Annotated in this window: 25 protein-coding genes; 9 read left to right on the top strand and 16 right to left on the bottom strand. The window is 62.2% G+C overall.

The genetic code is table 11. The annotated features are described in order from the left end of the window. Positions 1 to 4: 4 nt before the first annotated feature. The 3 genes from BXE_RS04520 to BXE_RS48125 form a co-directional block, all read right to left on the bottom strand. Positions 5 to 1,153 carry an IS110 family transposase gene (locus tag BXE_RS04520; protein WP_011487235.1) on the bottom strand — a complete coding sequence of 383 codons (1,149 nt, stop codon included), beginning with the start codon at positions 1,151 to 1,153 and terminating at the stop codon, positions 5 to 7. 286 nt (positions 1,154 to 1,439) lie between these two features. Continuing rightward, positions 1,440 to 1,934, bottom strand: coding sequence for a bacteriohemerythrin (locus BXE_RS04515; RefSeq protein ID WP_038456793.1), 495 nt, complete (start codon positions 1,932 to 1,934; stop codon positions 1,440 to 1,442). Between the two features lie 143 nt (positions 1,935 to 2,077). Then, positions 2,078 to 2,452 (bottom strand): hypothetical protein, encoded by a 375-nt coding sequence (locus tag BXE_RS48125; RefSeq protein ID WP_011487233.1) that lies wholly within the window; start codon positions 2,450 to 2,452, stop codon positions 2,078 to 2,080. 20 nt (positions 2,453 to 2,472) lie between these two features. Here BXE_RS48125 and BXE_RS48120 point away from each other — a divergent pair, with 20 nt between their 5' ends. From BXE_RS48120 to BXE_RS43860, 4 genes are all read left to right on the top strand, one after another. Further along, the gene (locus BXE_RS48120) at positions 2,473 to 2,703 is read left to right on the top strand and encodes a helix-turn-helix domain-containing protein (protein WP_081435485.1); all 231 of its coding nucleotides are present in this window, start codon (positions 2,473 to 2,475) and stop codon (positions 2,701 to 2,703) included. A gap of 66 nt (positions 2,704 to 2,769) precedes the next feature. Further along, positions 2,770 to 3,117: a hypothetical protein gene (locus BXE_RS48115; RefSeq protein WP_011487232.1), complete on the top strand. Its 348-nt coding sequence runs from the start codon at positions 2,770 to 2,772 to the stop codon at positions 3,115 to 3,117. After that, positions 3,038 to 3,214, top strand: a complete 177-nt coding sequence (locus BXE_RS46390; protein WP_158340917.1) for a hypothetical protein — start codon at positions 3,038 to 3,040, stop codon at positions 3,212 to 3,214. The genes BXE_RS48115 and BXE_RS46390 overlap by 80 nt, the downstream gene beginning before the upstream one ends. Positions 3,215 to 3,349: 135 nt before the next feature. Next, positions 3,350 to 4,054 (top strand): TetR/AcrR family transcriptional regulator, encoded by a 705-nt coding sequence (locus BXE_RS43860; protein ID WP_148222904.1) that lies wholly within the window; start codon positions 3,350 to 3,352, stop codon positions 4,052 to 4,054. A 156-nt stretch (positions 4,055 to 4,210) separates the two neighbouring features. Here BXE_RS43860 and BXE_RS04495 read toward each other — a convergent pair whose 3' ends face one another. The 8 genes from BXE_RS04495 to BXE_RS04460 form a co-directional block, all read right to left on the bottom strand. Beyond that, on the bottom strand, positions 4,211 to 5,815 hold the full coding sequence (locus tag BXE_RS04495; protein ID WP_011487230.1) for a GMC family oxidoreductase: 1,605 nt from the start codon (positions 5,813 to 5,815) through the stop codon (positions 4,211 to 4,213). Beyond that, the gene (locus tag BXE_RS04490; RefSeq protein ID WP_011487229.1) at positions 5,812 to 7,347 is read right to left on the bottom strand and encodes an aldehyde dehydrogenase; all 1,536 of its coding nucleotides are present in this window, start codon (positions 7,345 to 7,347) and stop codon (positions 5,812 to 5,814) included. The genes BXE_RS04495 and BXE_RS04490 overlap by 4 nt, the downstream gene beginning before the upstream one ends. A gap of 77 nt (positions 7,348 to 7,424) precedes the next feature. Then, on the bottom strand, positions 7,425 to 8,711 hold the full coding sequence (locus BXE_RS04485; RefSeq protein ID WP_011487228.1) for an MFS transporter: 1,287 nt from the start codon (positions 8,709 to 8,711) through the stop codon (positions 7,425 to 7,427). Between the two features lie 28 nt (positions 8,712 to 8,739). Further along, a complete protein-coding gene (locus BXE_RS04480; protein ID WP_011487227.1) occupies positions 8,740 to 9,858 on the bottom strand; it encodes a porin in 1,119 nt (372 codons plus the stop codon). 186 nt (positions 9,859 to 10,044) lie between these two features. Further along, entirely contained in the window at positions 10,045 to 11,346 is a 1,302-nt protein-coding gene (locus BXE_RS04475) for a Rieske 2Fe-2S domain-containing protein (protein ID WP_011487226.1), read from the bottom strand. A gap of 52 nt (positions 11,347 to 11,398) precedes the next feature. Next, the gene (locus BXE_RS04470) at positions 11,399 to 12,793 is read right to left on the bottom strand and encodes an MFS transporter (protein WP_011487225.1); all 1,395 of its coding nucleotides are present in this window, start codon (positions 12,791 to 12,793) and stop codon (positions 11,399 to 11,401) included. A gap of 49 nt (positions 12,794 to 12,842) precedes the next feature. Next, positions 12,843 to 13,613: an SDR family NAD(P)-dependent oxidoreductase gene (locus BXE_RS04465; RefSeq protein ID WP_011487224.1), complete on the bottom strand. Its 771-nt coding sequence runs from the start codon at positions 13,611 to 13,613 to the stop codon at positions 12,843 to 12,845. Between the two features lie 67 nt (positions 13,614 to 13,680). Continuing rightward, complete coding sequence (locus BXE_RS04460) at positions 13,681 to 15,021, bottom strand: Rieske 2Fe-2S domain-containing protein (RefSeq protein WP_011487223.1); 1,341 nt, start codon at positions 15,019 to 15,021, stop codon at positions 13,681 to 13,683. Between the two features lie 338 nt (positions 15,022 to 15,359). Between BXE_RS04460 and BXE_RS04455 the strand changes: the two genes are divergently transcribed. Beyond that, entirely contained in the window at positions 15,360 to 16,589 is a 1,230-nt protein-coding gene (locus BXE_RS04455; protein ID WP_011487222.1) for a porin, read from the top strand. Positions 16,590 to 16,661: 72 nt separating this feature from the next. On the opposite strand, the gene BXE_RS04450 is transcribed toward BXE_RS04455, so the two are convergent. The 4 genes from BXE_RS04450 to BXE_RS04435 all read right to left on the bottom strand — a co-directional run bounded on the left by BXE_RS04450 (position 16,662) and on the right by BXE_RS04435 (position 21,226). Continuing rightward, on the bottom strand, positions 16,662 to 17,408 hold the full coding sequence (locus BXE_RS04450) for a FadR/GntR family transcriptional regulator (RefSeq protein WP_011487221.1): 747 nt from the start codon (positions 17,406 to 17,408) through the stop codon (positions 16,662 to 16,664). A 141-nt stretch (positions 17,409 to 17,549) separates the two neighbouring features. Further along, positions 17,550 to 18,833, bottom strand: a complete 1,284-nt coding sequence (locus BXE_RS04445) for a CaiB/BaiF CoA transferase family protein (protein ID WP_011487220.1) — start codon at positions 18,831 to 18,833, stop codon at positions 17,550 to 17,552. Between the two features lie 75 nt (positions 18,834 to 18,908). Continuing rightward, positions 18,909 to 19,874, bottom strand: a complete 966-nt coding sequence (locus BXE_RS04440; protein ID WP_011487219.1) for a PDR/VanB family oxidoreductase — start codon at positions 19,872 to 19,874, stop codon at positions 18,909 to 18,911. 29 nt (positions 19,875 to 19,903) lie between these two features. Then, complete coding sequence (locus BXE_RS04435; protein ID WP_011487218.1) at positions 19,904 to 21,226, bottom strand: Rieske 2Fe-2S domain-containing protein; 1,323 nt, start codon at positions 21,224 to 21,226, stop codon at positions 19,904 to 19,906. Between the two features lie 318 nt (positions 21,227 to 21,544). Here BXE_RS04435 and BXE_RS04430 point away from each other — a divergent pair, with 318 nt between their 5' ends. From BXE_RS04430 to BXE_RS04415, 4 genes are all read left to right on the top strand, one after another. Beyond that, on the top strand, positions 21,545 to 22,885 hold the full coding sequence (locus tag BXE_RS04430) for an MFS transporter (RefSeq protein WP_011487217.1): 1,341 nt from the start codon (positions 21,545 to 21,547) through the stop codon (positions 22,883 to 22,885). A gap of 14 nt (positions 22,886 to 22,899) precedes the next feature. Then, a complete protein-coding gene (locus BXE_RS04425) occupies positions 22,900 to 23,994 on the top strand; it encodes a CaiB/BaiF CoA transferase family protein (RefSeq protein WP_038458239.1) in 1,095 nt (364 codons plus the stop codon). Between the two features lie 130 nt (positions 23,995 to 24,124). Continuing rightward, complete coding sequence (locus tag BXE_RS04420; RefSeq protein ID WP_011487215.1) at positions 24,125 to 25,303, top strand: thiolase C-terminal domain-containing protein; 1,179 nt, start codon at positions 24,125 to 24,127, stop codon at positions 25,301 to 25,303. Then, positions 25,300 to 25,770, top strand: coding sequence for a Zn-ribbon domain-containing OB-fold protein (locus BXE_RS04415; RefSeq protein WP_011487214.1), 471 nt, complete (start codon positions 25,300 to 25,302; stop codon positions 25,768 to 25,770). Before BXE_RS04420 ends, BXE_RS04415 begins: the two co-directional genes overlap by 4 nt. Before the next feature lie 51 nt (positions 25,771 to 25,821). Here the strand turns inward: BXE_RS04415 and BXE_RS04410 are convergent, their stop codons facing one another. Then, positions 25,822 to 26,859 carry an aromatic ring-hydroxylating dioxygenase subunit alpha gene (locus BXE_RS04410; RefSeq protein WP_011487213.1) on the bottom strand — a complete coding sequence of 346 codons (1,038 nt, stop codon included), beginning with the start codon at positions 26,857 to 26,859 and terminating at the stop codon, positions 25,822 to 25,824. Between the last annotated feature and the right edge of the window lie 50 nt (positions 26,860 to 26,909).

Raw genomic sequence — 26,909 nt, 5'->3', positions numbered from 1 at the left:
TGGCTTAAGCCGGTTTCAGCGTCGCCCCTTCGGGGATCACGCCATCCTTCAGATAACGCCATAGCGCAATCACGAGACGTCGTGCCACCGCGACGATTGCAATGCGTCGCGCCCGGCGGTTCGGACCCGTGCCCTGGGTACGCTCTTTGAACCACTTCGTTAGCGTGCTACTGGGCCGGTAGCGGATCCATGACCACGCCATCTCGATCGGCAGTGCCCGGACAGGCCGGTTGCCCTGTTCGCTGATGCCCTGGTCGACCTGGCTCTCGCCGCTGTCGTAAGGCTGCGGTACGAGGCCTACGCACGCGCCGACCTGCCGGCGGTTGCTGAACTGTCGCCAGAACAACTCCAGCGCCAGCCTCGAACCGCCAACTAGGCCGATGCCGCTCAGACGCGTGAGGTGATTGATGCGCTCGCGCGCGGGCAGACTCGCCGGACGCGCCTTCTCCAGTGCGGCCAGTTGCGCTTCAGCCAGCGCCAGCCGTTCACACTCGCGCAGTAGCCGTTCGCGGAGCTCGGTGGGCAGTGGCACGCCATCGTGACACCGCACTTCGCTGCGGGCGAGCCGCCCGGCGAACTTCCGGCTGTCGACCTCATCCTGGCAGCCGTTCGTGGCCAGTAGCTTGCGCATGCGGTCGCGATGCTGGAGCACTTCTTTCTGCAGTTGTTCGCGATCGCGCATCAGATGGCGTGACGCTTCGTCCTGCGGTGACGGTACGTGAACCACGTGCATACGGTCACGTTCGCCGCGCAGCCATGCACGCAGGTTGATGACCAGTTTGATGACATCGAGCCGGTCCGTCTTCGCGCGCCGTTTATGGCGCTCGACGGGAATGCTCGCGGGCTCGACGACATAACATTCGATCCCGCGAGCCTGTAGTGCGCGGCAGATCCAGAACGCGTCTTGGCCCGCCTCATAGCTCACCACGACCCGTGTACTGGCCGGCAGTGCCCACTTCTGTCGATGCTGTTCAATCAGGCTTACTACGGCTTGCAGCCGGGCAGCCGACTGGAGTTGCGCGACCGTGTGAATGGCTGGGCTGTCGCGCCGGCCGTCGTGCAGCGCAACCTTCCGCTTCGATCTCGCCAGTTCGAGTGATACGGCAAGCACCACCTCGCCGGCGTTCGTCATATCTGTCTGGTCTGTACGCATCATGCTCTCCCTTGAGCAAACCTCGACACGCTGATTTTAGGCGTCAGTGAGCCGGCTTTCCTGCTCCATAGGATCTAGTCAACCCCACTGATTTACGTTGCAATAACCGGCGAGCGGTACGCGGTTAATGGAGCTCTTGCAAAACGCGCTTCTGCCATAAGCCGGCAGAATGATTGACTTGCCCGAACGTCGGCGCCGTTCCTTTTCAGCTTCAAAGTAACTCGCTACATTAGATTTCGGGGGCTCAATCGAACATTGCTCGGCTCCTCCGGGCACCAACGCGCAGTCAAATTTTCCGTCTTAGCACAACAGGCTTTCCACCCATCGTCCGCTTCATCATCCATGCCGCCAGCGCAGAGTCGAGATAGTCCGCGTGTCCAGGAAACCACTCGAAGAGGTGCATGCCAAGATCTCGAACCATTTCGGCGCCGGCCCGCCCCTGTTCGACCGCCTCCTTGACTTCACTGACCGACTTCAAGACGGCGGCATGTTCGTCAATATGGCAGTCACGTGGGGGAAAGTTCGTCGAGCGCATCCACTGGTCCTCCTGCTCGAAATGGCTAACCGCATGTCTTTCGAACCGGTCTATCGCGGTGGCAGCCGTCGCGTCGGTGCAGGTCACCAGATTCAGCGCAACCGCATAGAATTCTTTGTGCACCTCGTCCATCAATGCGAAGCCCAACAGGCGCGCATCAGACCATGCGAAACTATTGTCGCCGGATGGTACCGGGGCATGGGCGTCCCTCGTCGGAGGAAACCGCGTAGAAGTTTGGTCGGTCATGTTCAATCAGTCCTGTGGTATCGATGTGGCGCCCCGTTTGGTGTAACGGCGAAAGCCCCCGTATGATGCCGAGTCTGCGTCTTATAACTTAGCTCGCCTCCAACCCGCAGCTCGTTTCCAAACAGCGTAACCCAGTAAGCATATCAGGCAGGACCGCACAGTGCGAGGCTCAGCATAGTCGAATTGGGCGCCGCCACTTGCCGGGTTGGCGAAAACGTACTCATGGCGATAGACATCGTGTGGCTCGCATACGAGCGCGCCATGGCGATCGGTTTCCGTGCGATGTGAGCGAATTCTAAAAAAATCGTCGCGCTAATCGACGGAAGCTTGTCGATCGCACCATGACGGCGATGAAGTCCAACAAGGTCTTGGCCGATTGCGCGCGTATTGAAATCATCGGCGCTCCTAGAAGGCCTCCAACGCAACCGGTGCACTTCGTCGTGCTGGCCGACCTGCAGTTGTTCAATTTGCTGCAGAAGCTGATCAAACAGATGCGTGCGGGCGACGCCACCACGCATCGCTGTCCTGATAATGGGCAATGCTTCACGATCTCATTCAACTCAACCGGCGCTTGCAGGCAATGCTGGCGATTTACGAACACGGTAGCGTGAGCGCGGCGGCCCGGCACATTGGCTTGTCCCAGCCGATGCTGACACACGCTATTCTAAAATTTGAGCAACGGCGCCCCCCACGCTCTCTGCGAACGGCGTGCCGACAGCATGCTCATTTTGCCTGTCGGCGAGATGGTCGAAGGCCATGGCGTGCATGAACGCCGAAACTGACTGGGCGGCATTTCCGGGTACATGAAGGCAGTTGGGCCGACCTCGTCGAGCCGTTGCGCGATGGCATCATTGATTTGATCGTCGGCGAAGTGCGCGACTACGAGATCTCAGATCTCGCACAGAAGCCGCTTTTCGAAGATCGCTTGATTGTCGACGGCGGCAGCCGGCATCCGCCCACCGCGCAGGAATCCGTCCGCCTCGATGCGCTTAAGGCCTATCAGGGGGACCGTAGGGCCGCCGAATTCGGCGTTGCGCAGCGAATGAGAAGAACTGTTCCGCAGCCGTGCGCTGCCGCCCCCGCCGATCGAATGCGCCTCGGTCATGATTATCGGCAGGTTCCCCACGAACAGCGATTTCCTCGCGCTCCTGGACCCGGATCAGGCTGCGTTGCATATCCGTAACAGCCTGCCCGCGCAGATCGGCACACCGCATGCTCACGCGACATCGGTGATCGGCCTCACCGTGCGCCGTAGCTGGCGATCCACCGTGACGCAATGACATCAAGTGGATGTGTTGCGGGAGGTCTCTCGGCACGGAGACCCATTCACAATGCAAGAGACTCGTTAGAGACTGGATCTAGGCGCTTCACGGAGATTCGTGCGCCGGATCTAACGGTCAGTACAGTTGGGGCCTGTGCTAACCTACTTCCTCCAAAACTTTCATGACATGTTCCTGATGGCAGTTTCACGCGTCAAAGGGCCTGGCACTACCGGCGGTGGGCGGCGTACTCAGGCAGAGCGAACAGAGGAGACGCGAGGCCGATTACTCGACGCCTCGGTGCAGGTGCTCGCCAAAAAGGGGTACGTGGGTTTTCGCACTGCAGATGTCGCAGAGTTGGCCCAAGTCTCGCGTGGAGCGCTAACACATCACTTTCCTTCAAAGGATAAACTGATCATTGCGACTCTCGAGTACGCGTTTAGCGGAACAGCGGAACGAGGTGCCATCCGTGCACATCGCCCGCGCTCCGTGGATGAAACGATCGCCGCGCTCATCAAGGACAGCCAGGATTTCTTCTTCAGCGATCTGTTCCTCATCGGGCTGGAATTTGCCGCGCTGAACCTGCGGGAGCCGGATGGTCCGATTCAAATTCACTCGATTTCACGCAGCAGCCGCTTGCCGGTCGAATCCGTTTGGGTGGAGGCGCTGATAGACTCGGGCATACCCAAGGCGATTGCGGAAGACGTGTTGTGGCTGACGAACAGTATCATTCGCGGCCTAGCAGTGCGCCGTCTCTGGCAGCACGATCGTGCACGATTCAATCGTACGCTTCGTGCGTGGCAGTCGATCATCAAGTCTTACATCGAGCAATACAACGCCACTTCTGCAAACCGGAAGTAATTTCTTGTCGGATCAAGGCCGAACTTTGCAGGGCACTGGACCACGGGCGTGGTTCAGTGCCCTTTCCCGGACATCGAAACCGAAATCACAATGTGTCAATAACCGTGTCAGCGATTCAGATCGCGAGTCGGTTCGTTCGCTCCCTGCTGCACGATTTCAAGAATGGGACGACGCATGAATAATCATTTCTGCCGCTCGCTCCGCGATCATGATCGTCGGTGCGTTTGTATTGCCACTGACTATGTGTGGCATAACGGAGGCATCAGCGATGCGGAGATTGGCAATTCCCCACACGCGCAGCGTAAGATCGACCACCGAACTCTGCGGGGAATTTCCCATACGGCAAGTCGAAGTGGGATGAAATATCGTCGTACAGTTCTTTCGTACGTAATCGGCTATTTCGTGGTCGTCCGAGAACTTCGGCGCCACGTTCCGGGTAATTTTCTTCAACGACGGAGCATCGAAAAATTTCAGCCCCAGCTTGAACGCCTTCACCTGCAAGTCCAGGTCGCCGTCGGCCGACAGGTAATTGCCTTTCAGACGGATCTTGTCGTCGGGCCGGGGTCCGCCAAGCAGCACCTCTCCGCGCGACTCGGGATAGACGTGGCCGACCTTGAGCGCCATGCCGTCCGGAATCTGATCGGCTTTCGTCCAGTTTCCGTCGCGCTTGCCTTCATAGAAAGGAAAAACGAACAACTGCGTATCGATTCGTCCATCGTCGTTTATGTCGAAATAGCCTCCGCCCTCCAGCACGTTCGAAGAGACCACGCCGTCGTGGTTGAAGGTCAGCCATTCCAGCCCATTCGCGATCTTGCGCAGGCCCTCTCCTTCGCGCAGGAAGCTAGGAATGCCCGGCGTTTCGGCCGTGATGGAGACCATCAGGTGATCCTGGAAGTTCTTACCGACCTGCGGACTGTCGGCAATGGTCCCGATGCCGAACTCGTTCAGATGCTGCGCCGGACCGATACCGGAGAGCATCAGGAGCTTAGGCGTCTCGAATGCACCGGCCGTGAGAATCACTTCCCTCGTCGCAACCGCATCGGTAACGGAATTGCCGTTGCGAGCGTAGCGCACCCCGCAGGCCCGACCGTTTTCTATCTGCACCTTCCTGGCGGTCGCTCCGGTCACGACCGTCAGCAGATCGCTTTTGATGACCCGCTGCAGGTAGGCCCGGGCCGTACTACCGCGTTTGCCTTCGTGGATCGTGCACTGCCAGAAGCCCACGCCCTCCTGCTCGGTCGCGCCGCTCATATCGGTGATGTACGGATAGCCGAGTTCCTGCGCTGCCCTCAGATACGCCATCGTCAGCGGATGCCGGTAGCGGTGCTCGCTGACCCACAGATTCCCGTCCGTACCGTGCTTCGGCCCGCTCACGACTTCGTTGCCTTCTGAGCGGATAAAGTAAGGCAGCACGTCGTTGTGACTCCAGCCGGTACAGCCGTAGATCCTGTCCCAGTCGTCGTAGTCGTGAGCCGAACCGCGGACGTACACCATGCCGTTGACCGAACTCCCGCCGCCTAGCACACGACCCTGGTGAATGTGGATCGGAGGCACGCCCGAGCCGGGGTTCGCTTCGCTCATGTAATTCCATGAATACTTCTGGGCGTTTCTCATGCCGGCGGGCATATGGATGTAGATATCCTTGTCGACGGGCCCGGCTTCCAGCAGCAATACCTCGAAGCCGGCTTCAACCAGCCGGGTGGCTACCACGCAACCGGACGAGCCACCCCCGACAACGATATAGTCGTACGTTTTTGTCATGCTGGCGAATCCACTATTCTAGGTTGCGTTGTTTGATGATGCGACGGCAGTTTTTCCAGCAGCACGGTCTTGGTCTCGAGATAGGGCATCAAGCCTTCGACACCGCCCTCACGACCGATGCCGGACTGTTTGAAGCCGCCGAAAGCGATGCCGAAGTCGTTGCGGAACCCGTTATGGGCCACGCTGCCGGTGCGGACCCTGCGGGCGACCGAATAGGCTCGATCAACGTCGTTGGTGAACACCGCGCCGCTCAACCCATAGATGGAATCGTTCGCGATCTCGACTGCCTGCTCTTCGCTGTCGGCGGGAATCACGGCGAGCACCGGACCGAATATCTCCTCCTGAGCGAGTTCGGAACGGTTACTGACGTTGCCGAACACCGTCGGCTCCAGATAGAACCCACGCGGCAGGTGAACCGGACGCTTGCCGCCGGCGGCTAACGTGAAACCGGCCTGCATGCCTTTCGCGATATAGGTCTCGACACGCTCTCTCTGCCTGAGCGTGGCCACAGGTCCCATTTGCGTGGCGGGATCGAACGGACTGCCAACCTTCACCGAGGAATACGCAGAGGCGAGCGCTTCGAGCAGGCGGTCGTGGCGGTTTTTGGTGACGATGATGCGGGTCAGGCTCGCACAAACCTGGCAGGTCATCTGGCTTGCTGCCGTCGCAAGCGCTTTTGCCGCCGTCTCCAGGTCGTAGTCGTCGAGTACGATAGCGGCCGACTTGCCGCCCAGTTCGAGGGTATATCGCCCCACCCGCTGCGCAAGCACGCTGCCGATATGCTTGCCGACCGCGCTCGAACCGGTAAAGCTTATTTTGTCGACCGCAGCGTTTCGCACCAGCGCGTCCGACGCTTGCCGATCGGCAGTGACCACGTTGACGACTCCGGGCGGCAGACCGACTTCCTCCGCGACCTCTGCGATTATCAGCGCCATGCCCGGCGCTTCCGGCGAAGACTTGAGGATCACGGTACAACCGGCGATCAACGCGGGCGCCAGCTTGTACGCGATGATCATCGCGGGCGCATTCCATGGAATGATCGCGCCGACCACGCCTACGGGCTCGCGAACGAGCAGCCCGTTGCCGATTCCCGAGCTGGTGGCGTGCCGTTCTTCGAAAGCGAACGTGTCGCCGAGATTGGCGTAGAAGTCGTAGATGCCCGCGATGCGCGGCATGAACGACTGCGCGAACGCGTAAGTGACGCCCATCTCGTGCGGCCAGATCGCGGCCATGTCGTGCGAGCGCGCCCGCAGTTTTTCCGCCATCGCGCGAAGATAAGCGCCTCGCTCCGCATGGCTCAGCCGAGGCCACGGCCCGTGATCGAACGCTTTGCGGGCAGCCGAAACTGCCTTTTCAATATCGGCCTCGCTTGCCTCGCCGACCCGGACATAGACGCTTTCCGTATCCGGCGAGATGACCGAAAACTCCTTTCCGGTGGAGGCTGCGACCCACTGCCCGTCGATATACAGTTTGTCGGGATGCTTCAGCGGAGCCGGCGCTGTCGACGGATTTCCCGGCTGTTCAGCAAGCATGAAATACTCCTTTGATGTCTTGAGGTTGAATCGGTGCGATGGCCTTCGGAATACGTCCGACGACCATCGCTGCGGTGCTAAAGCCTGGATACTGCGCCGGCCGTCTCGTCGCCTAGCTCGCTATCGCTGGAACTTGCATGCGAACCCTTATGCGCAGGCGGAAAACGATATGGGCCGAGGCGGGAAACCGCGATCGCGGCAAGCACGACGATTGCGACGAAACTGTATGCCGCCGGCTTGTACGAATGGGTCACGTCGAACGATCGATTGAGAAGATAAATGCCCGACGCGCCACCCCATGCAAACGTCAGCCAGATCGCACCGGTGACCGAGCCGAACGAGTAGATCGAGAAATAGCGGCTCACTAGGTAGGTCAGCAGGTCGCCTTCCGCGCCGAGGCCGAGACCGAGAAGCACTGCGCCGCAAGTCAGCAGCAGCACCGAATGACTGCCCGACACCAGCAACATGCCGATCGCCGCGAGGATGAAGATCACCGCGGTAACGTACGGCGCGAAGAACCGATCCAGGAAAGCGCCGGCGCCGAGTCGCGAGCAGATTGAGCTGATGCTGGCGGCAGACATCACGCCTGCTGCGACGATCGGCGTCACACCGCGGTCGAGCATCATCGGCGTGAGTTGCGAAAGCATGCCGTACGTCGCAAACGAGATGCCGAAAATCGCGAGCGCAAGCAGCCAGAAATGCCGGCTGGTGCGCACGATCGTATGTAGCGGAACGGCCGTTTTCGCGGCAGCGAGACGATCGCGCAGCCGGTTCTCCTCAAAGCCCTCGGGCAGCCTGACCAGAAAAGCCATCGCCAGCAGTGGGACGACCGCTACCGCGATACCGACGCCCAGATAGCCGCCACGCCAGCCGAAATGGGCCAGCAGATAATTCGCGTAGAACGGCATGATAGCGCCGCCCAGACCCGTGCCGGCATTGATGAGTCCCAGAACCCAGCCGCGCGTGCGGTCGAACCATACCGACACGACCAACGCATAAGGCATGATGGTCGCCGCTGCGGCTGCGAATCCGACTACCGCAAAGACGCCGAGATAAGCCGGTAAATTGGGCGACAGCAGAGAGACCGACGCGAGCGACACCCCGAACAGCAGGATCATCGCCATCGTCGTGCGCTTGACGCCCCAGCGGTCCATCGCGACACCGAGAAATACCGTGCCGAGTCCGTTGGCGATGGAAAACACGGTGAGCCCCAGCGAAACCGTCGCTCTCGACCAGCCGAATTCCGCACTGATCGGTTTGGCAAACACGCCAAACACGTAGACCGCGATCACCCCGCCGCCGGTGGCCGCCCCGAGCGCCCCCGCGACGGCCGTCCACCAGCGGCTGATTTTTCGATGCAACATGCCCTGCTCCCTCAAGGAACACACGTTTTCAGAAGGTGTGACGGATACCGACCATAACGCCGGCCTGATCCACTCCCGGCGCCGGCATCGCGGGCACGAGGCTCGTCGACGAGACGGAATACACAGCGCCGTTGCCGCTGTTCTTCAGGTACGCAACGAGGCCGTAAAGCGCGGTCGTTTTCGACAGGTTGTAGTTCGCCCGCGCCACGCCGAGCGTTCCGTTCGCGTCATAGTCGTGGTTCCGGATGTGCGAGATCTGCGCATCGAAAGTCCATACGCCATACGGAACGGAGGCGCCGAGAAAGGCCAGATCGGTGTGCAGCTTGTGTACGTCGCCCGCGATCACGCGATGAATCCACCCTCCGGCGATCTTCACCGCACCGACCATGAAATAGCCGTTCGCCTGATATCGGCGATCGGTCGCGCTGGACGTCTTGAACGCAATGCCGGTCACGCCGGGCACCACGTTGATGTCCGTTGCGCCGGCGCCTCCGCGCTGCTCGTCGTAAATCAACCCGACGCCCCAGCGCGCGGTGTCGTATTTCAGCATGGCGGTGATCGCCCGGCAGGACATCAGGTCACCGGGAACCTGTCCCGCGCAGTTTCCTGCCGGCATCACGTCGCGGCCTAACGAATAACTCGCCCCTACCGTAAAGTTCGAAAAGGTACCGCGGTATTCGATACTGTTATCCGCGCGCGCAGCGGACAGATATCCGTCGAACGACCCGATGCTGAAAGCCGCCGGCCCGATCACGTCGGCATTGGCCATTCCCCAGATCGTCATGTTTATCTGGCGGCCGACGCTCAACTGCCCCCACTGGCCGCTCAAACCGACATACGCCTGGCGTCCGAACAGGCGCCCATTCTGCAACGAGGTCCCCGATGCCGGCGCGAAACCGGACTCCAGCACGAATACGCTTTTCAGGCCGCCGCCAAGATCCTCTTCGCCGCGCAATCCCCAACGCGAAGGCAGATCCCCTCCGCTGATGGTCGGGAATCTGGCCATGGTTCCGCCAGTCGGGCTCGCGTGTGTGAAGAACTCGACGCCAGTGTCGAGCACCCCGTAGAGGGTCACGCTCGATTGAGCGAAAGCCGTCCCTGTTGCACTCATCACGAGTGCCGCCGTTACCGCATGCCGATATCGCATTTGTCTCCTTTATTCGCTTCTTTTTTAGATAAAACTCCGAACCCCGGTATCGGCTGGCCTTCACGTTACAAACATACATATTTGTTTGTTATGTAGTATGCGTTGAATCTCACGCTCCGGACATTGGGGATTATGCCATCCGCACGTGCGCTGCCCGGAGCCGGCGCACGTGCCGCGCCCGGCGCGTCACGACACGACTTTGTCTCCTGCCCAGCGGGTTGCCGTCTCCAGTTGCGTCGCGTACGCCGTTTCGAACGGCAGGCCGGGATCGCACAGAAACGATCCGGCACGCGCGCCGAAAAACACATCGGAGTCCTGTGCACCGGGCGGCAACGTGCCCTGCTCGCTCAGCGCCTGCGTCGCCAGCAGCAGGCGCCGCCGGGTTCGTGCGATCATCTGGTCGGTCGGCGCGAGATGTTCGTAGCTGTGATCGATGATCGGCCCCATGCTCTCCGTCACCGCCTGATCCTGCATCGTGATGTTCGGAATGCCAGTGTACTGGCTGCCATTGCGCTGAAGCTCCCGATCGATACCCCAGTCGTTGCGGCGGTCGTCAACGCAGCGCCAGCGGCCGAACCAGTCTGTCGTAGCGGGCGCGTACTCGAATGGCGCAAACAGCGGCTCGCCGGTCTTTCTGGTCGACGAGTAAGCAGGATTGCCCTCGTCTACTCCGCAGGTGATATCGAACAACATCGAATGTTCGTCGTCCATCGGCACCCACGCGCGCGCGATTGCGCGGCTCGAAAAGCGGTTGTTCGGCGTCTGCGTCCAGAACGGAAACATGAAATGCGCGACGCGCCACGAGCGCTGCCCGTCGTCGTTCGGACGATAACCGCCGTACATGGTTCCCCACGCCGTGTTTGTGACTGCATATTCGGGCGCGCGATCGAGCACGGTCGGCCGCATCGGATGATCGTCGGCCAGGTCGTCGGGTTTCAGAGAGCCGACGTGAAGAAAGCCCACATGCGACGTATCGATGTCGCCTTCGAGCGCCTGCAGCCAGTTGCAGTCGCGCTGCAGGCACCAGATTTCGCAGTCGGCGACGAGATTGGCTTCGATCGCCGGCAATGGCGGCGGCTCGGCCGCATCGCCCATGTAGACCCAGACGAGCCCGTTCCTCTCGGCGGTACGGAAAGCCTTCGCATGCACCTTGTCCTTGAAGTCCTGATGCGGGGGTACGCTCGGCATGTCGACACAGCGCCCGGCAACATCGAATTTCCAGCCGTGATACACGCAGCGGATGCCGCTTTCCTCGTTTCGCCCCAGAAACAGCGACGCGCAGCGGTGCGGACAACGATGGTCCAGCACTCCGACGCGACCTTCGCTGTCCCGGAAAGCGATCAGTTTTTCGCCCAGCAACATCAGCCGCATCGGATCGCCGTCCCGCTTCAGTTCGCTCGATTTCGCAGCCGGCACCCAGTATTGCCGCATCAACGTGCCCATCGGCGTACCGGGGCCAACGCAAGTCAGGTCTGCAAGATCCGTCATTCCTCTTCCTTTTCGTAGCTTCAAAAAAAGCGAGTGGCGAAAGCGCCCGACGCTAGCGCGTCCGCACTTTCGTCCCCGGGTAATCGTCGTGTACCGGCGCAACCGCATGCAGCAGCGCGTGGTCCCGCGACGTACGCGGCCGGTACCATGCCTGCATCAGCGCAATGCCTGCGCCTCCGAGCACCAGCGGTACTGACATCAGATAAAAAACATGCGCCGGCGGCCAGCCGGCCTGCATCAGCAGCCCGGGCACCATCGGCCCGAGAATCGCGCCGCTGCGGCCGACGCCGAGCACCCAACCGACGCCAGCCGATCGCAGCGCGGACGGATAGAATTCGATCGCCAACGCCGACACGCCCTTCTGCAAACCGCTGACGCAATACCCGAGGCAGAACGCCGTCGGCGCGATCACCATCACGGTCGGAGACAGCATCGCGCCCACGAGCAGAACGAACGCAGCGCCTGCAAAGAAATAGCCGATGACGACGCGCGACCTGCCGTACCGGTCCATCAGAAAACCGGTCACGATTGCGGCAATACCGCCGAGGTTGGCCAGCGTGGACGCAAGAATCGCGTTCTGCTGGGTCGCGCCGATCCCGACGAGAATCAGCGGTATCCAGCTAAGCGCGAAGAAATAGACGACCGCGTTGCAGCTCAATCCCAGCCACAGCATCAGCGTGCCCACAAGGCGCCGTTCAGTGAAGAGATGCACGACGCTGCCCGCATCCGGCGTCGAAGCTTCGGCCGCCGCGACCGGGTTGCTCGACGGCATGCGCGGATACAGCCGTTCCAGCATCACGCTCACGCGCGCTGCTCCCGCTGCGCCGCGGGAGAGCAGCCAGACCGGCGATTCGAACCAGACCAGCCGGACCGCGATCGCCGCAACGATCGGCATCACGCCGCCGACCACCATTGCGCCGCGCCAGCCGTAGCGCGCCAACGTCAACCATGCGACGACGCCAGCGATCATGATGCCGCTCGTCGTCCCCAGATACAGCATCGCGATGAGCGCCGAACGATGACGCGTGGGAAAGAATTCGGCGACGAGCGCTAGCGTCGGGGGAACGACTCCACCGAGCGTCAGTCCGACGGCGACTCGAAAGGCGATGAGCATCCACCCGCCGGTGGCGAACAACGTCCCGAGGTTAAGCACACCCATCGCCAGCAGGCAGTAAACCGCAAGCCGCTTCGCGCCGATCCTCGAAGCAAGCGGCGCGAGCGCGAGGAAGCCGATCAACATGCCGCCGTAACCCGCCGACAGGATCGTGCCCTGCCTTGCCCGCTCTATGCCCCATTCCTGAACGATCCGCGGCATCACATAGGAAATGATCTGCAGATCGAAACCCTCGCAAAGCAGCGCGAGCGCGCCGACCGCCGCAATCACGAGCTGCAGCCACCCTATGGGTCGTGCGTCGATTACGTTGGCAACTGATGTCGTCTCCGTCATGGCGTCTCCTCGTTGTTGTATCTGTTCGCCGCCTGCACCGCTATGCCGCCTACCGCATATACAGGCCGCCGTTCACATCGATCGTCGCGCCCACCATGAAACCGGCCCGCTCCGAAGCGAGAAGCGCAACGGCCGCCGCGATCTCTTCCGGCTCCGCGAATCGCCCAACCGGAACCTGCTTGCTGATCTCGTCGCGCAGATGCGCAAGACGTTCCTTCGCGCTCGACACCGGCCCTGGAGAAACCGCGTTAACTGTGACGCCCGTGCCCGCCAGTTGCCGCGCGAAGTAACGCGTCAGCGTCATCGCACCGCCTTTTGCTGCGGAATAGTGCGCAGACGCGACCGTGCCGCCGTTATGCGAAGCGAGCGACGTCACGTTCACGATCCGCCCATAGCCTGCCGACTTCATGTGCTTCGAAAACGTCTGGCAGCTCAGGAAAACGCTACGCATATTAATGTTCACGATTTCGTCGAATTCCTCCGGCGTGATCTCGTCGAGCGGGGTCCGTTTCGCGTAACCCGCGTTGTTCACGACGATATCCAGCTTGCCCCATCGCCCCAGCACGGCGTCCAGCGCATGACCGAAATCGCGCTTTTCACGCACGTCGAGGGCGAATGCAAAAGCCGTCTCGCCGTGCGTATCGAGTGCTTTGGCTACCGCTTCGGCGCTCGCGACATCCAGATCCGTGACGGCCACCCGCGCCCCACCCACATGCAGTTCGCGCGCGATGGCGGCGCCAATGCCGCGGCCCGCTCCGGTCACCAATGCGACCCGCCCTTCGAAGGCCGGCTTGCCCGTATATTGTTCAGCTTCAGTCATGTTGCCTCTCAGTCAGGAATACTTTCGATTGGCAGCACCGCGCGGCGGCGGCGCGGGCTTGCGTGCCTTATCTCGCGACCTCGGGTTCCCGTTCGACGGCGCTACCGTCCGGGTTCGCAGGCCAGCGCTGCGCCTTTTCGAGTTCCACCCGATAGGCGGTCGAAAACTCGACCACCGGGTCCGCCCAGAACGCGCCCGAGCGCGCGCCGAAATAGGTCTCCGGAGAAAAAGCGCACGGCGCGGGAGCGGAATCGTCGCGGAAATTACGCAGCGCCTGCGTGAGCCGTCTGCGGACAAAAGCGATCATCTGGTCGGTCGGCGCGAGATGCTCGAAGCTGTGATCGGTAATCGGACCCATGCTCTCGGTGATCGCCTGGTCCTGCATCGACGGATTGTCGATACCCGTGTAGTGGATCATGTTGCGCTGCGCTTCCCGATCGATTCCCCAGTCGTTTTGCAGCCCGTCGACGGGCAGCCAACGGTCGTACCATCCGGTACCGTTCGGCTTGCGCCGGATCTTTTCGTACATCGGCTCGCCGTTCTTCAGTTTCGTCGTGAAGAACGGATTACCCTCGTCGACGCCGCCGGTGATGTCGAACAGCATCACGTGCGTATCGTCCATCGGCACCCACGCGCGCGCGATCGCGCGCGTCGAGAACAGGATGTTGGGTGTCATGGTCCAGAACGGGAACATGAACTGCGCCGCGCGCCACGACATGCGGCCGTCTTCGGCCAGACGATAAGCGCCGTACGTCGCACCCCATTCCGCGTTCTGCACGCGATATTCCGGCGCGCGGTTCAAAACCGTCGGGCGCAGCGGCGATCCCTCCGGCAGATCCTCCGGTTGCAGCGCGCCGACATGCAGGAAGCCGACGTGGCTCGTATCGATGTCGCCTTCGAGCGCCTGCAGCCAGTTGCACTGCCGCTGCAGGCACCAAATCTTGCTGCCCGGAATCATGTTCGCCTCGATCGCCGGAAGCGGCGGCGGATTGTTCTGGTTCTCGCCCATGTAGACCCAGATCAGCCCGTTGCGCTCGACGGCCTTATAGGCGCGCGCATGAACCTTCTCCTTGAAGTCGAGGCGAGCCGGAACGCTTGGCATGTCTACGCAATTGCCATCGACGTCGAATTTCCAACCGTGATACACGCATCGGATTCCGTTTTCTTCGTTGCGCCCGACGAACAGCGATGCGCAGCGATGCGGACAGCGATGGTCGAGCACGCCCACGCGCCCGGAGCTGTCGCGAAAAGCGATGAGTTTCTCGCCCAGCAACATCAGCCGAACGGGATCGCCGTCCGCTTTCACCTCATGCGACAGCACTGCGGGAAGCCAGTACTGCCGCATGAATTTACCCATCGTGGTTTCCGGGCCTACACGCAGCAGATCCGCCAGGTCGTTTTTGCTCATGGATCGATATTCCGTTGTCTGTCGTTATGCCACGAGAACAGCGCACCGTTCTCGCTGCCCCTTGTGAATGCGGCCATTCTACGAGCAGCTTTTTCGCTTCAGCTATTGAAAAAGCAGCGTGGGTATTCGCGAAACGAAACGAAACGGAGCGCCGAAACCATGCGGCACGACCCGCGTTCTGCGCGCTTAGGGAGTTATCCCAGGATGACACCGTCGGTCCCCTGTCATTACGATTGGCCCCACCACTTATTGTGGTCCACTTTGACTGACCAGTTTGGTCCTTCCATCATGCGTCTACAACGCGCAGAAGAAATCGATTCGGAAATTCGGAGACCCCAATGAAGAAACCCACCCTGCTGGCTATCGCCGTTGCCAGCACGGCCGCTTCGGCCGTACATGCACAGAGTTCGGTCACGCTGTACGGCCTGATCGACCAGGGCCTCAACTATGTGAGCAACGTGCAGACGGGCCGCGTCGACGGAGCTCTCGTCGGCAAGCGGCAGATCGCGATGTCCGACGGGGCGACCGGCATCGGCGGGAGCCGATGGGGGCTGAAGGGCAACGAAGATCTGGGTAGCGGCCTTCGCGCGATCTTCACGCTGGAAAACGGCTTCAACATCAATACGGGCGGGTTGGCGCAAGGTGGGCTGCTGTTCGGCCGCCAGGCTTTCGTCGGCCTGGCGAACCAGGCCGGGCAGGTCACGCTGGGCCGTCAGTACAGCATCGTTAGCGACATGCTGGCCCCGCTGTCAGAAGCCGGCGAGATTCCCGGCCACATGGGCGCAAATCCTGACGATTTCGACGACCTGGGCCACTCGATACGCCTGAACAACACCATCAAGTTCAAGAGCACGTCGTTCTCGGGCGTGACGTTGGGCGCCCTATACTCGCTGGGTGGAGTGCCTGGCGCGACGGGTCGCAACCAGGTGTGGGCGCTCGCCGCTACCTACGCGAACGGTCCATTCGCCGCCGGAGCGGGTTATCTAAATGCACGGGATCCGAACCTGTCGTACTTCGGCACGAACGGCAACTCCGGCAATAGCAGTACGAACAATCTTGGCTCGTTCGGATCTGATACTACCGCGCAGTCCAACCCCGTCTACGCGGGATTTGCATCGGCCACGACGCTCCAGTTGATAGTTGCAGGCATGAAATACCACTTCGGCCCAGTGAGCGTAGGCGCGACATGGTCGCACGCCGGCTTCGGCGGCCTTGGTAATACCAGCGCGGGCCCCAACCCGCTACACTACGCCGGCACTGCCGCGCTCAACAATGGTGCGCTCAATGTGAGCTACACGTTCACGCCTGCCTTCAACGTCAACGCAGCGTATAGCTACACGCACAAGGGAAGCGTCGGCGAGTTCGGCAGCGCGAACTATCATCAAGGCACGCTCTCGGCGGCGTACTACCTTTCGAAGCGCACCCAGTTGTACGCGCTTGCAATCTACCAGAAAGCCAGTGGGACCGATTCACTTGGCCAATCGGCCGTCGCGTCGATCACGCAACTCACGCCGTCGGCCACCGACCATCAGGCACTCGTGCGCCTCGGCATCCTGCACACCTTCTGATCCGCGCACGCAAAAACAAAGGGGTGGATTCTCGTTTCAGGGAATCCACCCTTTCACATTGGCGCCGTCGCGCTATTTCTTCTTGCGCGCCGGTTTGGTTTCCACGGGCGCTTCCTCGCCGAGGATCTCGCTCCACGATTCGACCGCACTGGCGAAGTGCGTCTCCATCAACGCAGTCGCCTTCTTCACGTCGCGCTTCTTCACTGCTTCGTAAAGGCTCTCGTGCTGAGCGGCCGAAATCGTGCCACGACCGGAATCGGCGAACAGCGCAAAACGCCGGCTTTCGGAAATGCGGTAGAACGAGTTGAGTAGCCGCACGAGCATCTCGTTATGCGCGCAACGTGCAAGCGCCATGTGGAACGCTGTGTCTTGAGCCGCAATGTTGCCCTTGTTCGACAGGACTGCCCGAGTCGCGTCGATCACCGATGCGAGACTGTCGAGATCCGCTTCCGTGCGGCGCTCGCATGCCAGTTGCACGCCACGGATTTCGAGTGCCCAGCGCACTTCGAGGGTCTCCTTCACCTCCTTCATCGACGGCTCGGAGCCCATCTCGGTCAGCAGCACGATCGTCTCGAAGCTGCTGTCTGTCGACATGCGGCGAAGATAGATGCCCGAATTCGGCCGCGATTCGATCACGCGAAGGGCGCTGAGCGTAGAGAGCGCTTCCCGCAGTGCGTTGCGCCCCACGCCGAAACGCTCGGCGAGCGCGCGCTCGGACGGCAAACGCTCGCCGCTTTCGTAGCCACGTTCCTTGAAAAACGCCAGCATCTTCCCGACGAGTTCAGAGCGTGAAGTCGATTCGCGGACAACGGGGGACATCAGTTCCATATCACTGAAGAAAAATCATAAAAACGGGATCCACAGATTATACAGATTGCCCCCACCGCTCTGGCCGTCCAGCGACGCGGCGGCCGGCCTCGTTGCGAGCCCGCGCCGCCTCCCCGCCCGCCGAGGCCGCCGTCATCCCGCGCGCGCCTTTTCGACGCTGCTGTAAACCACGCCGCTGTCGAGCAACGCGCTCGCGCTGTCGTCCTCGTAGCCGAGTACGTGGGTGAGAATGTCGCGGCTATGCTCGCCGATGCGCGGCGCCGGCGACGGATCTTCCATCGGCGTCTCGCTGAAGCGGAACGGCAGGCTGATGTTTGGCAACCAGCCCAGATCGGGATGTTCGAGCCGGCTTACGAGCTTTCGCTCGCGCGCTTCGGCCGAACGCAGAGCTTCGCCGACCGAGCGCACTTCGCCGCACGGAATCGACGCCGCCCGCATCCGCTGCTGCCAGTAGGCCCACGGATGGCGGATGAACGCCTCGTCCAGAATCCGGAACAGTTCGTCGCGCCGCGCGATCCGGCCATTGCGGTCCGCCAGCACCGGGTCGGCTGCCAGTTCCGGCATTTCCAGCACCTGACTCGCGAGACGATGGAAGATCTTGTTGTTGCCGCAATTGATGTAGAACGCGCCGTCCGACGCCTTGAACACGCCGGAAGGGCACGTGTCGGGACTCGTATTGCCGTGGCGCTGCGGCTCGTCACCGGTGAACAGATGCTGGACGGTCGCATAGCCAGTCATCAGCACGGCATTGTCGAACAGCGACACCTCGACGGCCTGCCCCTTGCCGCTGCGCTCGCGCGCGACCAGTGCGCCGAGGATCGCGTTCGAGGCCATCATCGCGGTGCTGATATCCATGACCGGCGACAGCGCCCGCACGCCGAGACGGTCCGGGTAACCGTTCATCGACACGAAGCCGCTTTCCGCCTGCGCGACCGGATCAAAACCAAGCCGATCGGCAAACGCGCCTTCGCGGCCATACGCAGACACCGAACAATAGATCAGCTCCGGGTTCGACTCGCGGCATGCTTCGTAGCCGAGGCCGAGACGTTCCATCACGCCGGTCGAGAAATTCTCGGCGACGACGTCTGCGGTCGCGATCAGTTCGCGCGCGATGCGGCGACCGTCTTCGTGCTTCAGATCGAGCGCAATGCTGCGCTTGTTGCGATTCGCCCAGAGGTACGGCGCGCCGATGCTCTCATCCTGCGGATGCGCGGGAGGATAGTAGCGGAACTCGTCGCCGCGGCCGGGCGCTTCGATCTTGATGACCTCGGCCCCCATGTCGGCCAGCATCATCGTCGCAAACGGGCCGGCGATGAAATGCGTGAAGTCCACCACGCGGATACCTTCGAGCGCCCTCGGCGCATTCGCCGGGCGCGGCTCGTGTTGCGGAAATTCACTGACCAGATTCGACAGCATCTTGTCTCCTTGTCGAGGCGGCGCGCGGCGGCGCCTGCCGGTGAGTTCGTATTCGTTTGCGTGCGCGGCGCGTGCTCAGAGATCGAGCACCAGCGTCGGCGAAAGCGAGCCCGAGCAGCACACCATGATCGCGCCGTTGCCGGCCTTCTCGTCGGCGCTCAGGAAGTCGTCGCGATGATCGGGCACGCCGTCGATCACGCCGACGCGGCAGGTTCCGCACACGCCCGACGAACACGCGTACTGCACGTCGACACCGTGATCGAGCAAAGTGTCCAGAATGGTCTTTCCGGGCGCAACGGCAATACGCCGGCCATCGCGGTGCAATACGACTTCGAAGCCACCTTCGCTCGCCGCGTCGTTCGCGGCGGCGAAACGCTCGAAATGCACTTCGTCCTGCGGACGTCCCGCGCACGCGGCGATGAAATCGTCCACCATGCCGCGCGGACCGCAGCAATACAGATGCGTGCCGGCGGGCGCCCTATCGACGATGCCGCGCACGTCCGGCCGTCGGTCTTCGTTCTGGAAGTACATTTCGACTCGCGAATCCGCGTTGTCGAGCTGCGCGAGATCATCCGCATAGGCTGCACGGGAACACTCCCGCACTGCGTAATGCAAACGCCACGACGCGCCGATGCGCTCTAGCCGCCGGATCATCGCGACGACCGGCGTTATGCCGATCCCGCCGCAGATGAATAGGGATTCGCGTGCGCTCTCGCACAACGGAAAATCGTTCTTCGGTGCGCTGATCGTGAAGCGCTCGCCGACCCGCGGCACGCGATGCATCCACGCGGAGCCGCCGCGGCCGGCGGCCTCGCGCTGCACGGCGACCACGTAGCGGTGCCGTTCCTGCGGATCGTTGACGAGCGAATAGCTGCGCACGCGGTTTTCCGGCAGGTAAAGGTCGATGTGCGCGCCAGCCTCAAAGACAGGCAACGCCGGGCCGCCGGCCACCGGCCGGAACTCGTAGGAAGCCACGTCGTCCGCTTCAAGGCGGATTTGCGTGAGGTGGACGTCGATGCGTTCAGGGGAATGCTGGGACATGTTGACTCGAATTAGCAGGCGAAGGAGGGTCAGGGCTTGTAGCCGAAGTCCGCGCCGAGGCGCGCACGCATGTGGACAGCGCCGTCGTTCTGCCACGACGCGCCGGCCTGCAGCGTTAGCGACACCGCGCGGACCATCCACAGATCCGGCTCGTCGACCTGCACCGTCGACACGCGCTCGGCCGCGAGTTTGCGCACGTTTTCGAGTAGCAGGCGGCGCGTCATCGCGACGCCCGTGTCGCTGATGCCGAGGTTCTCCTTGCTGCGGTCGTAGATCGGCGCGACGCCCGACTGGCAGGCGGCATCCTGCACCCACAGCCCCGGCAGTCCGGAGAACCACGTCTTCGTTTGCGCGTCGTAATCGAACTGGAACGCCGATTCGAGGTTGTATCGGGTCCAGTACTTCGCGTACGGATTCGTCACCGGGCGCGGCTCGTACGCGTTCACGCTCGCGTGGCCCGTCTCGCGGCCCTGATGCCCCTGTTCGAACAGTTGTCTCGTCTTCTCGTACAGCGGGGTAGCCGGCGTATAAGAGAACATCAAGCACAACGTGTTCTCGTCGTCGATCGGCACCCATGCGTGACCGCTCAGCTCCGGATACTTCGACTGCGGCGGCACCAGTGTGTAGAACGGGAACAGGAACTGGTTGACGCGCCAGTAGTGATGCTCTTCATCAAGCACGCGCCGCGAAGCGATGCTGATGCCGAAATCCTGCCGCTGACATTCGAACACGGGCCGCAGGTCGCGCTTCGCGGTCCATTCGTTGATCGCCCCCTGCGAATCGATGCGTCCATGCAGGATCGGTGCGTGCGCCGAATCGATCTCGCCTTCCACAGCCTGCAGCCAGTTGCACTCCTGCACGCGGAAGCTGAAGTGCACGTTTTCCACCGGCACCATGTTCCATTCGAGATTCGGCAGCGGCGGCAGTCCGTCCGCGGACGCATCGCCCATGTAGGTCCACACGATCCCGTTGCGCTCGCGGCACGGATAGCTCTTGATGCGCACTTTCTCTTTCAGCCGGCTCTCGATCGGCTCGGCCGGCGTTTCGATCACGCGGCCGTCCACGCCGAACTGCCAGCCGTGATAGACGCAGCGCAAGCCGCTATTTTCATTGCGACCGAATACAAGCGGCGCACCTCGATGCGGGCACGCATGGTCGACCAGACCGACGCGGCCTTCCGAGTCGCGAAACGCGAGCAGGTCTTCGCCGAGCAGACGCACGCGTTGCGGCTGCCCGTCGACCGAGAGATCCGACGACGGCAGGAACGGCAACCAGAAAAGGCGCATGAACTGCCCGGTCGGCGTGCCGGGGCCAACGCGTACAAGGATTTCGTTGTCTTGATGGGAAAGCATGTCGGGTCCAGTATCTCGTTGAAATTGGTAGGGCCAATTATAGAGCCATCGACAGGACCGTCAACCGGGTCTTCAGTCTCGGAAGGATGTTCCCTGCATGAATGAAGATCTCTTTCTTCTCGACTTAGCAACAAATATATCGCCAAAATTCCCCATTTTCTTCGCATTTTTTGCCATATTTCGTGGAATCCCATATGTGTACCGTCGTGAAACCGGCGAAACCAGGGGTTTCCCGGACTGTAACAATCTGTCCATTTCCAATATATTGACCCACCAAATTGGTCCATCCAATGTGGACACACAAAAAAGGAGATCAGCATGAGCGCGTCGCCCCCATCCCCAGCCGTCACTTCCGGGTCGCCGCCCGTCATATCGGGAGAGACCCACGTCGACGGCGTGCGGGTCGTATCGCGGATCGGGCGGCGTTTGATGTGGTATCTGATCGCGCTCTACGTGGTGTCGGTGCTGGACCGCGGCAATCTGAGCTTCGCGTCGTTTTCGATGAACAAGGAACTGGGCCTAACGCCACAGATGTACGGCATCGGCGTCGGCATTCTGTTTCTCGGCTACGCGCTGTTCGAGGTGCCCAGCAATCTGATACTGGCCAAATACGGCGCTCGCGTCACGCTCACGCGGATCGCGATCATGTTCGGCATCGTTACGATGTCGATGGCGTTCGTCAGAGGCCCCTATAGCTTCTTCACGATGCGAGCGCTGCTCGGGATCGCCGAAGCGGGGCTCACGCCGGGCGTCTTCCTGTTCCTCAGCTACTGGATTCCGCAGCAGTACCGGGCGCGCTATAACGCGATGTTTTCGTACTCGATTCCGGCCGCCTATGTCCTCGCGTCGCTCGTATCCGGCGCAATCATGCAACTGGACGGCACGTGGGGCGTGCCGGGATGGAAATGGCTGTTCGTGCTCGAAGGGCTGCCTGCGGTCACCCTGGGCGTTTTCGGCGCGTTCTATCTGACCGACCGTCCGCATCAGGCCGGCTGGCTCTCGTCTGGCGAGAAGCTCTGGCTCGAAAAGCAGTTGGAGAAGGACAACGTAGCGCCCGCGCACGGCGTACCGACGGGTGTGATGGCGCTGATGCGCCGGCCGGAAATGTGGGTGCTCACGCTCGGCTATGTTGGCATCTTTTCCGGCAATGCGACAGTCGGCGCATGGTTGCCGCAGATCCTGCATCACGCCGGCGTGCCGCTGCGTACCATCGGCTTTGTGTCGATGGTACCACCGCTCGCAGGCATCGTCGGCATGACGCTGCTGTCGCGACGCTCCGATCGCCGCAAGGAACGCGTGCTCCATACGGTCGCCTGCATGCTGATCGCCGCGGCCGGCTATACGACCGTCGCGCTCTCCACCACGCTGGCCGTCGCGTTGGTCGGCTTCATGCTTGCCAACATCGGTGTTTATGCGTCGCTGGCGGTGTTCTGGTCGATCCCGCAAACCTATCTTCCGGCGAACGCGAAGCCCGCCGTGATCGCAATCATCAGCTCGTTCGGCGCCATCTTCGGCGGCTGGATCGTACCGATTATGGTCGGTCGCCTGCAGCAGCAGACGCACAACCTCGCCGCCGGCATGATCGTCGTCGCTGTGTTCTTCGTGCTGTCGTCTGTCTGCGTGTTCTTTGCCGGTCGCCGCATGGCCGGCCGCGTGTAACGATGGGCGCAGACATGCAACCAGGCCCGTTGTCCGGCGTGCGCGTGATCGAATTCGGCGCGCTCGGCCCGGTACCGTTCTGCGCAATGCTGCTCGCCGACATGGGCGCGGACGTAGTACAGATCACGCGGCCGCGTGCTGCGATCGATACCGGCAATTTCATGCAGCGCGGCCGACGGCTCGTTCCGCTCGACCTGAAACAGCCGCACGATCGCGACGCTGCGCTCGATCTGATCGCGCACGCGGACGTGCTGCTTGAAGGTAGCCGCCCCGGCGTGATGGAAAACCTCGGGCTCGGACCGAACGTGTGCGCCGCGCGCAATCCGCGCCTCGTGTACGGCCGCATGACGGGTTGGGGCCAAACTGGTCCACTCGCACCAACCGCGGGCCACGACATCAACTACATCGCGCTGACCGGCGTGCTCGACGCAATCGGTACTGCCGACGGCGCGCCAGTGCCGCCGCTGAATCTCGTCGGCGATTACGGCGGCGGCGCGATGTTTCTCGCGTTCGGTACGCTGTGTGCGTTGTGGGAAGCGCGCACCAGCGGCCACGGACAGGTGATCGACGCGGCGATGGTGGACGGCAGCGCGATGCTGATGTCGCTGTTCTGCCGACTGCTCGCGCAAGGCGAATGGAACGGCCCGCGCGGCACGCACATGCTCGACGGTGGCGCGCCGTGGTATGCCACCTATCGGACCGCCGACGACCGCTACGTTGCAGTCGGCGCACTGGAAGAACCGTTCTGGCAGGCGCTCCTCGCGGGACTGGAAATTCCCGCCGAAAGCCTGCCGCCGCGCAGCGACAGAGCCGCGTGGCCCGCGATACGGGCAGCGCTCGCCGCCTCTTTCGCAACGCGGACCCGCGACGCGTGGACCGGGCACTTCCGTCATTCCGACGCGTGCGTGAGTCCGGTGCTCAGCCTGCAGGAAACCGTCGAAAACGAGCACATCAATGCGCGGCAAACCTACGTCGCCGATCGCGGTTTCGTGCGCCCCGCCGCTGCGCCGCGCCTGAGCCGCACACCCGCCGGCGAAGCCGCTCCACCAGCTCCCGACACGGCACACGCGGTGCTCGAAGCGTGGCGTGCGAGCGCCGCGCAGCGATGAATGTCGTCGCCAACACTCCTTACCTATCGCCGGGACCAGGCATCATGTTTACAGGCTTGGGCGATGAATCCGGGACCGCCATTTCCAGTGCGGAATGGGGCCCATACGTCTGCATGGGAGACATCTACGCATGACACGTTCGCTCAAAGGTCAGGTGGCGATCGTCGGCATCGGTGAAACGCCGTATTACCGTCACGGCAAGTCGCCGGACAGCGAGTTCAAGCTCGCGTTGAAAGCCATACTCGCCGCCTGCGCCGACGCAGGCATCGATCCGCGCGACATCGACGGCTTCGCTTCATACGGCGACGACCGCAGCGAAGCATCGCGTCTCGCCGCTGCGCTCGGCACGCGGCGTCTGCGTTCGAGCACGATGCAATGGGGCGGCGGTGGCGGTGGCTGTTGCGCCGCCGTCGCCAACGGCTCGGCGGCGATCGTCGCGGGGCTCGCCGACTGCGTGGTCGTGTTCCGCTCGCTCGCCCAGGGCGAGCACGGCCGTTTCGGACGAACCACCGGCATCAATACGATTTCGGGCGAAAAGGCGTGGCTGATGCCGTACGGCGTGCTCGCGCCGCCACAACGCTTCGCGATGCGCGTGCGGCGCTTCATGCACGAGCACGGCGTTCGCCAGGAAGCGCTGCGTGCCGTGGCGATGGCGTCGTACCATCACGCGCAGTCGAATCCACGCGCGGTGATGTACGGCAAACCGCTCGATGTCGAAAAGTACGAGTCGTCGCGCTGGATCGCGGAACCCTTTCATCTGTTCGACTGCTGCATGGAAAACGACGGCGCGGCCGCGCTGATTCTGGTGCCCGCCGAACGGGCCCGGGAATTCGGCGACAACGCGGCGTTCGTCCTCGGGGCCGCCGCGGGCTCGGATCATCGCTTCGCGGCAGCTCCGCACAACGGTCCCGCGTACGCCAGCGCCAACTTCGGTACGGTCGCCCCCGACCTGTTCCGGATGGCCGACATCGACCCGGGCGATATCGGCGTCGTGCAGAGCTACGAAAATTTCACGGGGGGCGTCGTGATGGCGCTGGCCGAGCACGGCTTCTTCGCGCCCGAAAACGCGAACGACTTCCTCACGCTCGACAACCTGATCGCGCCGGACGGCCGCCTGCCGCTCAACACCAGCGGCGGCAATCTCGCCGAGTGCTACATGCATGGTTTCGAGCTGGTGCTGGAAGCGGTGCGGCAAGTGCGCGGCACCTCGTGCAACCAGGCGCGCCGGAACGACGTTGCGCTCGTGATCGGCGGCCCGATGGTCTCGCCGGTGAGCAGCCTGCTACTCGGATCGGAGGCAACACGATGAAAGAAGCAAGCACGTCGCCGTATTACCTTCCTGCCGGACTGCCGGTTCCGGTCGCCGAACCGGACGGACTCTCTGCCCCCTACTGGCAGGCGTTGCGCGAAAACCGCCTGTTCGTGCAACGATGCGCGCGTTGCGGCACCTGGCAGTTCGGCCCCGAATGGATCTGCCACGGCTGCCATGCATTCAATCCCGCATGGACCGAAGTCGCTTCGCGCGGCCGCATCTATAGCTGGGAGCGCATCTGGCATCCGTCACACGATGTACTGACCGGCTATGGCCCGTACCTGGCGGTGCTGGTCGAACTGCCGGATGCGGGCCACGTCCGGATGGTCGGCAACCTGCTCGGTGACCCGCTGCAGACGGTGACGATCGGCTCGGAAGTGGAAGGCGTGTTCGAACATCATGCCGATGCCGATCCGCCGTATACGCTGATGCAATGGCGCCTGTGCGGCTCCGGGTTGCCGTGAGTGTTCATCATCGCACGCTCCGAAGCCACGAGGCGGACGCATGACGACCGTTCAGGACGTCACGGCGGTTTCGTTTTCGTGCAGGCGTTCGAGCAGCAAGCGCGCCCGGCTCACTGCGCCATCGCTCGCAATCCCGACGAAGCGCATGTCCGGCATGTCGTTGATCCGACGCTGCTGTGCTTCGAGAGCCCGTTCGTCCTCGCAGATCGTCTCGTAGAACTGATCGAACAACATGTCGGGCACACCCGATTCGCGCGGAGCGTCTGTGCAGATCGTCCAGATGTAGTGAGTCGTCGTCTCCGTTTCAGGGGTCACGCCATGAACGTTCAGCAGAGTGAAGCCATTGTCCCGGCGTCCTTCGTACGCGCCCGTGCCGACCTCGCAGGCGCCGGCATTCACCCGCAGCACGTTGCCGCCGCAAGGGCGATATTCGACCATCTGCCAGCGGTCGACATTGCCCTTGAAGCCGCCCGCTGCAACGTACGTCTTCGGCGGCACCGAGTTGGGCATCTTGCGCAGCAGGGTCACTTTCTCGCCGTCGAACTGCACGGACATATCGGCGTTGAAGTGCGTCTGGGGATTGCCGCCGATGGTATTGGCGTGGATATAGGCAACGTGGGTCAGGTCGAGGATGTTGTCGACGAGAAGCTGCCAATTGGAATTGACGTGCATGTAGTACGGCCGCCAACTCCAGCCTGGGTCCCGGTGTTCCGGGTTGCTCATGATCGACCGGAGGTCTGCCTTCTCCGGCTCGCCCATCCAGATCCAGATGAGTCCGTCGCGCTCGCTGACCGGATACGAGCGCACATTGGCTGCCGCGGGAATGCGTTCCTGCCCCGGGATATGAGCACAGACGCCCGCAGCGTTGAATTCCAGACCGTGATAAGGGCAACGAATGATATCGCCGTCCACGTGCCCTTCGCTGAGCGGCATCGCCCGATGACTGCAACGATCAATCAACGCGCCAAGGCTACCGGACGCGGTGCGAAACAGCACGACCGGTTCGTTGAGGAAGGTCCGCGCGAGGCACTTGCCTGGCTTCACGTCGGCCGAAAAAGCGGCCACGTACCACATGTTGCGCAAGAACATTGTTGTCTCCGTCTTTTAACTACTGATCAATTCCTGACGCCCGTTCGTTG

This window comes from Paraburkholderia xenovorans LB400, from assembly GCF_000013645.1.
GTDB classification, from domain to species: Bacteria; Pseudomonadota; Gammaproteobacteria; order Burkholderiales; family Burkholderiaceae; genus Paraburkholderia; species Paraburkholderia xenovorans.
The sequence above is the reverse complement of the archived record's forward strand: the minus strand, read 5'-3'. Positions and strand labels throughout refer to the sequence as shown.

Coding starts and splice junctions, on each gene's coding strand:
- BXE_RS04520 (WP_011487235.1), bottom strand. CDS start 1,153: ATGCGTACAGACCAGACAGATATGACGAACGCCGGCGAGGTGGTGCTT.
- BXE_RS04515 (WP_038456793.1), bottom strand. CDS start 1,934: ATGACCGACCAAACTTCTACGCGGTTTCCTCCGACGAGGGACGCCCAT.
- BXE_RS48125 (WP_011487233.1), bottom strand. CDS start 2,452: ATGCGTGGTGGCGTCGCCCGCACGCATCTGTTTGATCAGCTTCTGCAG.
- BXE_RS48120 (WP_081435485.1), top strand. CDS start 2,473: ATGCTTCACGATCTCATTCAACTCAACCGGCGCTTGCAGGCAATGCTG.
- BXE_RS46390 (WP_158340917.1), top strand. CDS start 3,038: ATGATTATCGGCAGGTTCCCCACGAACAGCGATTTCCTCGCGCTCCTG.
- BXE_RS04495 (WP_011487230.1), bottom strand. CDS start 5,815: ATGACAAAAACGTACGACTATATCGTTGTCGGGGGTGGCTCGTCCGGT.
- BXE_RS04490 (WP_011487229.1), bottom strand. CDS start 7,347: ATGCTTGCTGAACAGCCGGGAAATCCGTCGACAGCGCCGGCTCCGCTG.
- BXE_RS04485 (WP_011487228.1), bottom strand. CDS start 8,711: ATGTTGCATCGAAAAATCAGCCGCTGGTGGACGGCCGTCGCGGGGGCG.
- BXE_RS04480 (WP_011487227.1), bottom strand. CDS start 9,858: ATGCGATATCGGCATGCGGTAACGGCGGCACTCGTGATGAGTGCAACA.
- BXE_RS04475 (WP_011487226.1), bottom strand. CDS start 11,346: ATGACGGATCTTGCAGACCTGACTTGCGTTGGCCCCGGTACGCCGATG.
- BXE_RS04470 (WP_011487225.1), bottom strand. CDS start 12,793: ATGACGGAGACGACATCAGTTGCCAACGTAATCGACGCACGACCCATA.
- BXE_RS04465 (WP_011487224.1), bottom strand. CDS start 13,613: ATGACTGAAGCTGAACAATATACGGGCAAGCCGGCCTTCGAAGGGCGG.
- BXE_RS04460 (WP_011487223.1), bottom strand. CDS start 15,021: ATGAGCAAAAACGACCTGGCGGATCTGCTGCGTGTAGGCCCGGAAACC.
- BXE_RS04455 (WP_011487222.1), top strand. CDS start 15,360: ATGAAGAAACCCACCCTGCTGGCTATCGCCGTTGCCAGCACGGCCGCT.
- BXE_RS04450 (WP_011487221.1), bottom strand. CDS start 17,408: ATGTCCCCCGTTGTCCGCGAATCGACTTCACGCTCTGAACTCGTCGGG.
- BXE_RS04445 (WP_011487220.1), bottom strand. CDS start 18,833: ATGCTGTCGAATCTGGTCAGTGAATTTCCGCAACACGAGCCGCGCCCG.
- BXE_RS04440 (WP_011487219.1), bottom strand. CDS start 19,874: ATGTCCCAGCATTCCCCTGAACGCATCGACGTCCACCTCACGCAAATC.
- BXE_RS04435 (WP_011487218.1), bottom strand. CDS start 21,226: ATGCTTTCCCATCAAGACAACGAAATCCTTGTACGCGTTGGCCCCGGC.
- BXE_RS04430 (WP_011487217.1), top strand. CDS start 21,545: ATGAGCGCGTCGCCCCCATCCCCAGCCGTCACTTCCGGGTCGCCGCCC.
- BXE_RS04425 (WP_038458239.1), top strand. CDS start 22,900: ATGCAACCAGGCCCGTTGTCCGGCGTGCGCGTGATCGAATTCGGCGCG.
- BXE_RS04420 (WP_011487215.1), top strand. CDS start 24,125: ATGACACGTTCGCTCAAAGGTCAGGTGGCGATCGTCGGCATCGGTGAA.
- BXE_RS04415 (WP_011487214.1), top strand. CDS start 25,300: ATGAAAGAAGCAAGCACGTCGCCGTATTACCTTCCTGCCGGACTGCCG.
- BXE_RS04410 (WP_011487213.1), bottom strand. CDS start 26,859: ATGTTCTTGCGCAACATGTGGTACGTGGCCGCTTTTTCGGCCGACGTG.